The 11939-nt window shown below is 71.3% G+C and carries 10 protein-coding genes; 2 read left to right on the forward strand and 8 right to left on the reverse strand.

Annotated elements, in window-relative coordinates:
* Positions 1-75: 75 nt before the first annotated feature.
* Together KV381_RS24295 and KV381_RS24300 are read right to left on the reverse strand one after the other, a co-directional pair.
* The gene (locus KV381_RS24295) at positions 76-612 is read right to left on the reverse strand and encodes an alkyl hydroperoxide reductase (protein WP_030082625.1); all 537 of its coding nucleotides are present in this window, start codon (positions 610-612) and stop codon (positions 76-78) included.
* A gap of 12 nt (positions 613-624) precedes the next feature.
* Entirely contained in the window at positions 625-1179 is a 555-nt protein-coding gene (locus KV381_RS24300) for a peroxiredoxin (RefSeq protein WP_007452441.1), read from the reverse strand.
* A 133-nt stretch (positions 1180-1312) separates the two neighbouring features.
* Here KV381_RS24300 and KV381_RS24305 point away from each other — a divergent pair, with 133 nt between their 5' ends.
* Positions 1313-2302, forward strand: coding sequence for a hydrogen peroxide-inducible genes activator (locus tag KV381_RS24305; RefSeq protein ID WP_103537117.1), 990 nt, complete (start codon positions 1313-1315; stop codon positions 2300-2302).
* Between the two features lie 58 nt (positions 2303-2360).
* Here the strand turns inward: KV381_RS24305 and KV381_RS24310 are convergent, their stop codons facing one another.
* The 5 genes from KV381_RS24310 to KV381_RS24330 all read right to left on the reverse strand — a co-directional run bounded on the left by KV381_RS24310 (position 2361) and on the right by KV381_RS24330 (position 7337).
* Positions 2361-4754, reverse strand: coding sequence for an FtsX-like permease family protein (locus KV381_RS24310; RefSeq protein WP_218786246.1), 2394 nt, complete (start codon positions 4752-4754; stop codon positions 2361-2363).
* Positions 4751-5437 carry an ABC transporter ATP-binding protein gene (locus KV381_RS24315; protein ID WP_030082631.1) on the reverse strand — a complete coding sequence of 229 codons (687 nt, stop codon included), beginning with the start codon at positions 5435-5437 and terminating at the stop codon, positions 4751-4753. Before KV381_RS24315 ends, KV381_RS24310 begins: the two co-directional genes overlap by 4 nt.
* Entirely contained in the window at positions 5434-5958 is a 525-nt protein-coding gene (locus KV381_RS24320) for a PadR family transcriptional regulator (protein ID WP_030630714.1), read from the reverse strand. The genes KV381_RS24315 and KV381_RS24320 overlap by 4 nt, the downstream gene beginning before the upstream one ends.
* 123 nt (positions 5959-6081) lie before the next feature.
* Positions 6082-6369 carry a hypothetical protein gene (locus tag KV381_RS24325; RefSeq protein ID WP_218786249.1) on the reverse strand — a complete coding sequence of 96 codons (288 nt, stop codon included), beginning with the start codon at positions 6367-6369 and terminating at the stop codon, positions 6082-6084.
* On the reverse strand, positions 6366-7337 hold the full coding sequence (locus KV381_RS24330) for an SPFH domain-containing protein (protein WP_098027282.1): 972 nt from the start codon (positions 7335-7337) through the stop codon (positions 6366-6368). Before KV381_RS24330 ends, KV381_RS24325 begins: the two co-directional genes overlap by 4 nt.
* A gap of 239 nt (positions 7338-7576) precedes the next feature.
* Between KV381_RS24330 and KV381_RS24335 the strand changes: the two genes are divergently transcribed.
* Positions 7577-9808, forward strand: a complete 2232-nt coding sequence (locus KV381_RS24335) for a transglycosylase domain-containing protein (protein WP_218786252.1) — start codon at positions 7577-7579, stop codon at positions 9806-9808.
* A gap of 67 nt (positions 9809-9875) precedes the next feature.
* Here KV381_RS24335 and KV381_RS24340 read toward each other — a convergent pair whose 3' ends face one another.
* Positions 9876-11783, reverse strand: a complete 1908-nt coding sequence (locus KV381_RS24340; protein WP_218786255.1) for a SpoIIE family protein phosphatase — start codon at positions 11781-11783, stop codon at positions 9876-9878.
* Between the last annotated feature and the right edge of the window lie 156 nt (positions 11784-11939).

Genomic DNA, 11939 nt, shown 5'->3' on the forward strand with positions numbered 1-11939 from the left:
CGGAACGCGAAAAGAAGAGCCCCGGGGACGGTCGGTCGTCCTCGGGGCTCTTCTCGTATCAGGGGTGGTGCGGTGTCACTGCTCGGCGAGTACGGCCTCGGCGTCGAGGGTCACACCGACCGCCTGGATCACCGAAGCGACCTTGACGGCTTCCTGAATGGTCTCACGGTCCACGCCGGCCTTGCGCAGCACCTGCTCGTGGGAGTCCAGGCACTGGCCGCAGCCGTTGATCGCGGAGACGGCGAGCGACCACAGCTCGAAGTCGACCTTCTCCACGCCCGGGTTGCCGATGACGTTCATCCGCAGGCCCGCGCGGAGCGTGCCGTACTCCGGGTCCGACAGCAGGTGCCGGGTCCGGTAGAAGACGTTGTTCATCGCCATGACGGCGGCCGCCGACTTCGCCGCGGTGTACGCCTCGGCGGAGAGGTTGGCCTTCGCCTCGGGCTCCAGCTCGCGCAGCACCTTCGGCGAACGCGAGGCGATCGCGCAGGCCAGCACGGTGCCCCACAGCTGCTGCTGCGGGAGGTCGCTGTTGCCGATGACCGAGCCGAGGTTCAGCTTCAGGTCCTTGGCGAAGTCCGGTATGGCGGACTTCAGTTCGTCGAGAGCCATGTCGGTATCAGCTCACTCGCCCGAGAGGAGCGCGACCGGGTCGAGGGTGTTCTCGCCCTTGGTCCAGTTGCACGGGCACAGCTCGTCGGTCTGCAGGGCGTCGAGGACCCGCAGGACCTCCTTGGGGTTACGGCCCACGGAACCGGCGGTCACCATCGTGAACTGGATCTCGTTGTTCTGGTCGACGATGAAGACGGCGCGCTGGGCGAAGCCGTCCTCGCCCTCGATGCCGAGGTCACGCATGAGCTCGTGCTTGGAGTCGGCCAGCATCGGGAAGGGCAGGTCGGTCAGGTCCGGGTGGTCCTTGCGCCAGGCGTGGTGCACGAACTCGGAGTCACCGGAGAAGCCGAGGACCTGGGCGTCACGGTCGGCGAACTCCTCGTTGAGCTTGCCGAAGGCGGCGATCTCGGTGGGGCACACGAAGGTGAAGTCCTTCGGCCACGCGAAGACGATCTTCCACTTGCCCTCGTAGGTCTTGTGGTTGATCTGCTCGAACTCCTTGCCGCTCTCCAGCGAAACGCAGGCGGTCAGGTCGAACTCGGGGAACTTGTCACCGACAGTGAGCACGCGCTCTCCTTGCAACGTCTGGAATTCCCTTTTTGGGGGTCTTCCTGAGGGTTGGACGGGCTCCACCTTGGCACAGAGTGCATTGATCACGGAAATAGCTACACTCGGTCGAGATGATCGGAGGTGCCTATCAGTGGCGCAGGTAAATCAGGCCATACGACCCAAGCAGTCCGGTAAGTCGCCCGGCAAGCAGCCCAGTCTGTCGCAGCTGCGCGCCTTCGCGGCCGTGGCGGAGCATCTGCACTTCCGGGACGCCGCGGCAGCAATCGGGATGAGTCAGCCGGCACTCTCCGGAGCGGTGTCCGCCCTGGAGGAGGCACTGGGTGTCCAGCTCATCGAGCGTACGACGCGCAAGGTGCTGCTCTCGCCCGCGGGGGAGCGGCTCGCGGTGCGGGCCGGGGTGGTGCTGGAGGCGGTCGCCGCGCTGATGGAGGAGGCGGAGGCGGTCCGCGCCCCGTTCACCGGAGTCCTGAGGCTCGGCGTGATCCCGACCGTCGCCCCGTATCTCCTGCCCACCGTGCTCCGCCTCGTCCATGAGCGCTACCCGGACCTCGACCTCCAGGTCCACGAGGAACAGACCTCCTCGCTGCTCGAAGGGCTCGCCGCCGGACGGCTGGACCTGCTGCTGCTCGCCGTGCCGCTCGGAGTGCCGGGCGTCACCGAGATCCCGCTCTTCGACGAGGACTTCGTGCTGGTCATGGAGCAGGACCACTGGCTCGGCGGCCGCGCGGACATCCCGCGCGACGCACTGCGCGAACTGCCGCTGCTCCTCCTGGACGAGGGGCACTGCCTGCGCGACCAGGCCCTGGACATCTGCCGCGAGGCGGGCCGCACCCGGGGCGCCCCGGTCACCACGACCGCCGCCGGGCTCTCCACCCTGGTCCAGCTGGTCGCCGGCGGACTCGGTGTGACGCTGCTGCCCCGCACCGCCGTGACCGTGGAGACCGGCCGCAACGAGGCGCTGGCCACCGGGTACTTCGCGGACCCGGCGCCCACCCGGCGGGTCGCGCTGGCGATGCGGACCGGGTCGGCGCGGGGCGGCGAGTTCGAGGAGTTCGCCGCCGCGCTGCGCGAGGCGATGAAGCCGCTGCCGGTGCGGCCGGTCGACGCCCCTCCCGTATGAACGCATGCGGGTGCGGCCGGACGTTCGCCCGGCCGCACCCGTGTGGTTTCCGCTCCCGCTACTCCGTCCGCAGCCCGTCCGGCCGCATCAGCCGCCACAGCGAGGGCATCGACGCCGCCGTCACCAGCAGGATCAGCCCCGCGCCGACCCCCGTCAGCGGCAGGAACAGCCACCAGTCGGAGACCGACTTGGCGATCATCCAGGCCAGCACGGCACCCAGCCCCAGCCCGCCCGCGACCGCGACCACCAGGCCGAGGAAGACCGGGACGGCGGTCTGCCACAGCACCGACCAGCCCATCGTCGTACGCCGGGTGCCGAAGGCGACCAGCACCGACAACAGCCGCTTGCGCTCGCGCAACTGCTCCACCTGGGAGACCAGCATCGAGGCGGCGATCAGCAGCAGCACCACACTCGCCCCGACCTTGAGCCCGGTCTGGATGCTGTCGTACTGGCGGTCGCGCTCCACCGAGTCCAGGGTGACGAAGCGCATCCCGGGATCGATGCGGGCCGCCGTGTTCCGTACGTACTCCGCGACGTCCGGCACGCTCCGGTCGACCCGGATCTGGGCGGTGATCTGCGCGCCGGGCAGCGTACTCGCGTCGACCGCGCCGGTGGTGGCCATGATCCCGTAGTGCGTGTCGCCCATCGGGTCCTTGCGGCCCTGCACGGTCGGGGAGCCGGCGGGCAGCGTCCACCGCAGCGGCTTGCCCTCACCGGTGCCGACCTCGACGACCTTGCCCTTGCGGGCCGTGCGGTCGACCCAGGCGGACATGTCCTTGTCGCCCGGCGGGTGGACGACGAAGGTGTCGCCGTCCTCGCAGGAGGTGATCCGGGCCAGCTCGCGCAGGGTGTCGCAGGTGCCGACGGTCAGCGAGGTGGTGGGCGGGATGTCGTCGTCGGCGTAGACGCCGGGCTTGGAGGCGTACGCCTGCACGGAGCCGATCACCACCTCCACGCCCTGGGTGGCGCGGAACTGCTCGATGGCCGAGGTGGCCGCCTCGCCGGTGACATGCTCCGAGTACCCGGCGAACTGGGCCCGCGTGGGGTCCTGGCCGGTCGCCCGGTTGAAGTCGGCGTTCATCGCCGCGAAGAGCATCTGGAGGGCGATCGCCCCCGCCACCGCCACCGTGACCCCGCTGACCGCGCGGGACGCGGCCCCGCTGCTCAGCTGGAGCCTGCGCACGGCCAGTTGCCAGGGCACCGGACCGCCGCGCAGCCGCCTCACGCAGGCCTCGACCAGCCACGGCAGCAGCAGGGCGAGACCGACCAGCACCAGCACGGCCCCGGCCGCGATCGGGAACGGCTTCACGGGCTCGTACGCGTACTCGTCGACCCGGCCGGTGAACCCGAGCAGCGCCAGACCCGCGACGGGCATGAGCAGCCGCCACCAGAGCCGGCGGCCCCGGCTCTTCCCCCGGCGTACGACACCGAGCGGCTCGATCACCACCGAGCGCATCGCGACCAGCGTGACGAGCACGGCGGTCAGCGGCACCGCGACCGTGATCAGCAGGGCGAGCAGCGGATCGGGCACCACGTCGGCCGGGAACGCGCTGACGTCCCAGACCTCCACCGAGCCGACGAACTCCCGTCCCACCAGGAAGAAGACCAGCCCGATCAGCAGCCCGAGCACCGCCCCGAACAGGGCCTCCCCGGCGGCGACGCGCCGGGTGGTACGGATGTCCGCGCCGACCAGGCGCAGTGCGGCGAGCCTGCGGTCGCGCCGGTCGCCGCCGAAGCGCACGGCGGTGGCGATGAAGATCGCGACCGGCACCAGCAGCACCACACAGACCATGACGGTCAGCACGACCAGCAGCGGCGGGAGCGGGTCGGCCTCGCGGTGGGCCCCGTATCCGGAGACCCGTCCGGCGCCGGCGGCGGGCGTCAGGGTGTCGTTGCCCGCGTAGTAGAACAGCTCGCCCGGCGAGCGCAGGCCGGCATCGCCGATCGTGCCGGTGATGTCGTACGGCAGTCGCTCGCGCAGCAGTTCGTTGCCGGGCGCTTCGAGCAGCTCCTTCAGAGCGGGGGAGACCACCATCTCGTCCGGCCCGGGGAAGCGGGCCACCCCCGGAGGGCGGACGGGCGCCGAACCGTCGGCGCGCAGCAGCCGGCCGGCGATACTCCGGTCGCGGTACTCCGTGTCGGTGTCGAGCCGCAGAACCGAGGTGTCCGACTTCGCCGAGTCCGCGGTGGAGGCCTTCACCTCGCTGCGGGCCTGCTCGCGTGCGTTCCGCTCGTCGAGCAGATGCGGTACGGAGGAGGCGAGCAGCAGCAGAGCGACGCCGAGGCCGACGCCGACGGCGGTCAGCAGCGTACGGATCCAGCCCTCGCGGCCGCCCGCGGCGGCGAACCGGATGCCGAGGCCGAGGTCCCGGAGGGTGGCCGCGCCGCGCGAGGGCGGCTTCGGGCTCTCCGGCGCGGCGGGCGGGGCCGTACGGGAATCGAGCAGGGTCATGCGGAGTGCTCCAGGCTGCGGGCCCGGCCGTCGCGGACGGTGACGTCACGGTCGGAGTAGGCGGCGACGCGGGCCTCGTGGGTCACCAGGACCACGGCGACGTTGGCGGACCGGGCGGCCTCGGTGAGCAGCTCCATCACCCGCTCGCCGTTGAGCGAGTCCAGCGCGCCGGTCGGCTCGTCCGCGAAGATCACCTTCGGCGAGGCGGCCAGCGCACGGGCCACGGCGACCCGCTGGCCCTGTCCGCCGGAGACCTCGCCGGGGCGCTTGGCGCCGAGGTCGTCGACCTCCAGGCGCTCCATCCACTCCAGCGCGGTGCGCTCGGCGGCCTTGCGCTTCACGCCGTTGAGCCGCAGCGGCAGGGCGACGTTCTCCACACAGGTCAGCTCCGGGACGAGCTGGCCGAACTGGAAGACGAAGCCGAAGTCGCTGCGGCGCAGGGCGCTGCGCTCGGCGTCGGACATCGCGGACAGCTCGCGGCCCGCGTAGGTGATGGTGCCGGAGTCGGGCGTGATGATCCCGGCCAGACAGTGCAGCAGGGTCGACTTGCCGGAGCCGGACGGGCCCATCACGGCGACGACCTCGCCGGGGTGCACGGAGAACGACGCGCCGTCCAGGGCGGGCGTCGAACCGTAGGTCTTGCGCAGATCGTGCGCGGCGAGCAGGGAGCCTTCGGGAATCACGGAGCCACCACCTTGGCGAGCTGGTCGAGTCGGGCGGCGGTCAGTTCCAGCCAGCGCAGATCGGCTTCGAGGTGGAACAGGGCGTGGTCGCAGATCAGCTGGTCGGCGAGGTCGCCCTTGCGCTTGCGGTCGGTCAGGATGCGCATCATCCGCAGATGCTCCGAGCGCTGCGAGTCCAGCAGATCGGCGGCGCTGCGGTCGGTCAGGAGCGCCAGGACGACCTTGGTGTAGAGCGTCGACTGGAGGTAGGGCTCCGGCTTCTCGGGCTGGGCCAGCCACCGCGAGACATCGGTGATCCCGGCGTCGGTGATGGCGTACCGCTTGCGCTCGGGACCTCCTTCGCTCTCGACGCCGTCGACCTCGACGAGTCCGTTCTTCAGGAGCCGGGACATCGTCGAATAGACCTGGCCGTAGTGCAGCGGGCGGTCCTGGCCGAACTTCTCGTCGAAGGTCCGCTTCAGGTCGTAACCGTGTCGGGGGCCGGACTCCAGGAGCCCGAGGAGGGTGTGACCGATAGACATGAGGAGCACTCTACACGGTGTGTATACCTGCTGTGTATACGCGTCCGGAAAGCGACCCCGGCCCGGAGGAACGGGCCGGGGTCGCGGCGTCGGCGGTGCGGGGGCGCGATGCCGCGGAGGGCGCTACGGAGTCTCCTGGGCGCCGGCTCCGGGCGGGGTCCCCGGCTCCTCCGGCGGCTGCTTGGGCGGCCGTCCCCGGCGGGCGATCGGCCGTGCCGCCCCCGGCAGCCGGCCCGCCTCCGCGAGCGCCCGCCGCAGCAGGAACTCGATCTGCGCGTTGGCGCTGCGCAGTTCGTCGGAGGCCCAGCGGGCGAGTGCGTCGTGCACCGCGGGGTCCAGCCGCAGCAGCATCTGCTTGCGCTGCGGCGGCCCGCCCGCCGGTTTCCGCCGGGGAGGCGTCTCGTCGGTCACTGGTAGAGCGTGCCCGTATTGAGGACCGGCTGGGCGCTGCGGTCACCGCACAGCACCACCATCAGATTGCTGACCATGGCCGCCTTCCGCTCGGAGTCCAGCTCCACGATGTCCTGCTCGGCGATCCGGGCCAGGGCCATCTCGACCATGCCCACCGCGCCCTCGACGATCTGCTGGCGGGCCGCGACGACCGCGCCGGCCTGCTGGCGCTGGAGCATGGCGGAGGCGATCTCGGGGGCGTACGCGAGGTGACTGAAACGCGACTCGATGATCAGGACGCCCGCGGCCTGCACCCGGGCGGTCAGCTCGGCGGCCAGCTTCTCGGTGATCTCCTCCGCGTTGCCGCGCAGCGAGAGGCCGTCCTCCTCGTGGGCGTCGTACGGGTACTCGATCGCGATGTGCCGTACGGCCGCCTCGGTCTGGGTGGCGACGAACTCCAGGAAGTCGTCGACCTCGAAGAGCGCCTGGGCGGTGTCCTCGACCTTCCACACGACGATCGAGGCCAGCTCGATCGGGTTGCCGTAGGCGTCGTTGACCTTGAGGACGGCGGTCTCGTGGTTGCGGACGCGGGTGGAGATCTTGCGGCTGGAGGTCAGCGGGTTGATCCAGCGGAGCCCGTCGGCGCGGATGGTGCCGACGTACCGGCCGAAGAGCTGGATCACCCGGGCCTCGCCCGGAGCGACCATCTTCACACCGCTCATGCAGAAGAACGAGGTGATCACGAGGAGCACGCCGAGGATGAGGAGCGGGACGCCGAGGGCGTTGTTGCCGTTCGCGCCGGTGACCCCGCCGACGATGGCGAGTCCGACCCCGGCGAACACCCCGAGAACCGTCAGGAGCAGTCCGAGGCCGCCCGGGATGGAGTGTGCGGTGACCTCCCTGACCTGCGGTGCCGGCATGTCGGGAGCGTCGACGGCGAGGTCCGTCGCAGCGGTGTCCGGGCGGTGGTCGTCGTGCTGTGCGGTCATGGGATCCCCCGTTCGGCGCGGTATCGCACCGCGCTAGCAATGTGATTACACATTAATGGTTTTCGCAACCTTGTCCACCCCTGGGGAGTCGGTTCCTAGGGAACGGGTGCTGATTCTCACGTCCGTAAAAGGCCGGATCGCTTGTCTTTTGTCCCTGCCGTCGGTGTTAGCTGGCAGGTCTGAACGGACTGAGGAAACCGAGCGAGCCGGTCGAGCAGAGAAGCGGGAGCAACACACCAATGGGTCGAGCGGATGCGCGACGAGCCCAGGCGCAGGAGTCGCGCCGGGCCGCGAAGAGCGGCGGCATACGCAGACTCTTCACGTGGAAGAAGTTGCTGGGCACGTTCTTCGGGATCGTCCTGCTGGGCATGGGCGCCTTCGGCGCGCTCTACCTGTACGTCGACGTCCCCGCCGCCAACGCCATGGCGGAGCGGCAGAGCAACGTCTACAAGTACAGCGACGGCACGGTCCTCGCCCGGACCGGCAAGGGCGTCAACCGCCAGATCGTCGACCTGGCCGAGGTGCCGAAGAACGTTCAGCACGCCTTCGTCGCCGCCGAGAACAAGACCTTCTACAAGGACCAGGGCGTCGACCTCAAGGGCACCACCCGCGGTCTCCTCAACACCCTCAGCGGCAAGGGCAAGCAGGGTGGCTCGACCATCACCCAGCAGTACGTGAAGAACTACTACCTGACGCAGGACCCCACCGTGAGCCGCAAGCTCAAGGAACTGGTGATCTCGCTCAAGGTCGACCAGCAGGAGTCCAAGGAGACGATCCTCGCCGGGTACATCAACACCGCCTACTACGGACGCGGCGCGAGCGGCATCCAGGCGGCGGCCCAGGCGTACTACGGCATCGACGCCCAGGACCTGAACGTCTCCCAGGGCGCCTACCTCGCCTCCCTCCTCCAGGCCCCCAGCCAGTACGACTGGGCGACCGCCAGCGACACCGGCAAGAAGCTGGTCAAGGAGCGCTGGGCCTACACCCTGCGGAACATGGTCGAGATGGGCTGGCTCACGGACGCCGAGCGCACCCAGCAGAAGTTCCCCTACCCGGACAAGCCCAAGGCGGCCCCGGGCATGGAGGGCCAGACCGGCTACCTCGTCGAGGCGGCCAACAAGGAGCTGGAGAAGCAGGGCGTCTCCGCCGCGGACCGTGAGGCCGGCGGCTGGACGTTCACGCTCACCATCGACAAGAAGCGCCAGAAGGCGCTGGAGAAGTCGGTGGACGACCAGCTGGAGTCCAAGCTCGACCGCGAGGGCAACAAGGTCGACGCCACCGTCCAGGCCGGCGCCACCTCCGTCGACCCGAAGACCGGCAAGGTCGTCGCCCTGTACGGCGGCGAGGACTACGTCAAGCACTACATCAGCAACGCCACCCGCCAGGACTACCAGCCCGCCTCCACCTTCAAGCCGCTGGTGCTCGCCTCCGCCCTGGAGAACGAGTCGAAGACCCAGGACGGCCGGCTGATCGGGCTCAACACCGTCTACGACGGCACCAGCAAGCGGCCCGTCGTCGGCAGCGACACCCCGTTCAACCCGCAGAACGAGGACGGCCAGGACTACGGGCCGATCTCCGTTCAGAAGGCCATGAACAGCTCGGTCAACTCCGTGTTCGCGCAGATGATCGTGGACGTGACGCCCGCCGCCACCAAGGAGACCGCGCTCGCCCTCGGCGTGCCGGACAAGAACTTCCCCGAGCGTCCCGCCGTCTCGCTCGGCACCATGAACGCCTCGACCTGGGACATGGCGGGCGCGTACGCCACGCTCGACAACCACGGCCAGAAGGTCACCCCGCACATCCTCCAGTCCGCCGAGCACCGCGACCGCACGGTGAACCCCGAGAAGCCCAAGCGGGAGCAGGCCATCAGCCGTGCCTCGGCCGACACCGTGACCAAGGCGCTCACCGGGGTCGTCGACGCCGGGTCCGGCAGAGCGGCCAACACCTCCGCCTACGACGCGGCGGGCAAGACCGGCACCTCCGAGGACAACAAGTCGGCCTGGTTCGCCGGCTACACCCCGGAGCTGACCACGGTCGTGGCCCTCTTCGGCGAGGGCGACGGCGGCCGCAAGCAGGTCTCCCTGACCGGTACGGCCAACTCCGGCCGCGCCAACGGCGGCGGCTTCCCGGCCCGCATCTGGGCCGACTACACCCTCGGCGCCCTCGACGGCGGCTCCGACAAGACGTTCGACCTCCAGGACGTGGAGCGCGGCGAGGCGCCCGCCCCGCCGACCCCGTCGGACACCCCGTCGGACGACCCCACCCCGTCCGAGGAGCCGACCCCGTCGGACACGCCCTCCGACACGCCGAGCGAGACGCCCAGCGAGACCCCGACCACGCCGGCCCCGCCCACCAGCAGCAGCCCGCCCGTCACCACGCCCCCCACCAGCCCGGAGTTCCCGCCGCAGCCCGGGGACGGCGACGGACAGCCGGGCGAACGGCCCGGCGGCAACGGGCAGGCCGCGCAGTGAGGGTCTGAGAGAACGACGAGAGGGGCGGACCCGAAGCCGGGTCCGCCCCTCTGCTCTCGTGCTCCGCCTACTGCGCCCGGGCCGCCATCTCGAACCAGACGACCTTGCCCGTCGACAGGCGCGTCGCACCCCACCGCCGGGCCAGCCGGTTGACCAGGAACAGCCCGCGGCCGCCCTCGTCCGTCTCCCGCGCCCGGCGCTGCCTCGGCAGCTGCGGGGAGTCGTCGCCGACCTCGCAGCGCAGGATGTCGGTCCGCAGCAGCCGCAGCGTCACCGGCCGCTCCGCATAGCGCACGGCGTTGGTGACGACCTCGCTGACCAGCAGCTCCACCTCGTCGGCCAGATCGTCCAGACCCCAGCGGCTCAGCGCCCGCCGGGCCAGCCGACGGGCCCGGCGCGGGGCCGCGTCCTCCGGTTCCAGATACCAGTACGCCACATCGCTCGGGGCGATCCCGTCGAAGCGGGCGGCCAGCAGAGCGATGTCGTCGTCCCGGTCACCCGGGCCGAGCATGTCCAGCACATCGTCGCAGAGCGCTTCCAGCGGCGGTGAGTGATCGTCGCCGGTGAGCTGTGCGGTCGCCGCCAGCCGCTCCCGCAGCTGCTCGATGCCCGTCCACACGTCCCGCAGCCGCGACTCCACCAGACCGTCGGTGTAGAGGAGCAGCGTGGCACCGGCCGGGGCGTCCAGCTCGACCGCCTCGAAGTCGACGCCGCCCACCCCGATCGGGGCGCCCGGCGGCACCCGCAGCACCTCGGCCCGCCCGCCCAGATGCAGCAGCACGGGCGGCGGGTGGCCGGCGTTGGCGATGGTGATCCGGTGCGCGACCGGGTCGTACACCGCGTACAGGCAGGTCGCCATCCGGTCGCTGCCCAGCCGCTGCGCCTGCTCGTCCAGGTGGTGCAGCACCTCCTGCGGCGGCAGATCGAGCTGCGCCAGGGTCTGCGCCGTCGTGCGGAGCTGGCCCATGATCGCCGCCGAGGTCATGGAATGGCCCATCACATCGCCGACGACCAGCGCGACCCGGCTGCCGGGCAGCGGGATCGCGTCGTACCAGTCGCCGCCGACCCGGGCCGTCTCGGCCGCCGGGAGGTAGCGCGAGGCGAGCCGGACGCCGGTGGGCTGGGGCAGCGAGTCGGGCAGCATCGTGCGCTGCAGCTCGTCGGCGATATAGGCCTCGCGCCCGTACAGCACGGCCTTGTCGATGCCGAGCGCGGTGTGCGTCGCCAGCTGCGCCGCGACCAGCAGGTCGCTGGCCTCGAACGGGGAGCGCTCGGTGCCGCGTACGAAGACCGCCGCGCCGATGACCCGGCGGCGGCCGCGCAGCGGGGCCAGGATCGCCCGGTGCCCGGTGGGCACGGACCGGCCGGGGCCGAGCAGCTCCGGCAGCGCCGCCCGCGCCGCGGCGGAGTCGCCGAACACCGGCCGCACCCCGCGCAGCACCTCGGCCAGCGCACCGCCCGCCCGCACCTCGCACAGCTCGGCGGCGGGCATCAGATCGGCCTGCGGGTCCAGAACCACCGGACGCAGCCGCTCCGTCTCGGAACCGGCCGCCTCGGCGCCCTCCTCGTCGCTGACGCGCAGCCGGTCGCTGCGCCGCAGCCGCAGGACGAACGGGCTCACCGGGCGCTCGTCGCCCACCGGCAGCGGATCGCGGAGGTAGACGAGGATCGCGTCGGAGAACGTCGGCACGCTGGCCCGGCACAGGCCGAGGACGATCTCGTCCAGGTCTATGCCCCGGGCGATCCGCCGGGTCGCCGCGCCGACGAAGCGCAGCCGGTCACCCTCGCGGCGGGTGGCCGCCTGGGCGTCGGCGACGGCCGCCGCTCCTGGGCCCGGGTTCGGCGCGGCGGCCGGAGCCGGTACCGAGGCAGCCGCGGCCGCGGCCGCGGCGTCCTGCTGCCGGGGCCGGGTGCGCTCCTGCTGCCGGGACGCCAGAGGCTGCCGGCCTTCGTGGGAGGTGGGGTGCTCCGTCACGCGTGGGATTCCGTCCGTCCGGGCCGGTTGTATGAGGCAGTCACCTCGTGTTGGGGCGCTACTGTGCCCCGGCAAGCGCGGGAAGAACAACGGCTGTCACCGGATGCCCCCGATGAAGGGGCCGAAACCGAGCGCCGCGGAGATGGCCGACAGGCG

Source organism: Streptomyces sp. WY228 (assembly GCF_019287315.1).
GTDB classification, from domain to species: domain Bacteria; phylum Actinomycetota; class Actinomycetes; order Streptomycetales; family Streptomycetaceae; genus Streptomyces; species Streptomyces caviscabies.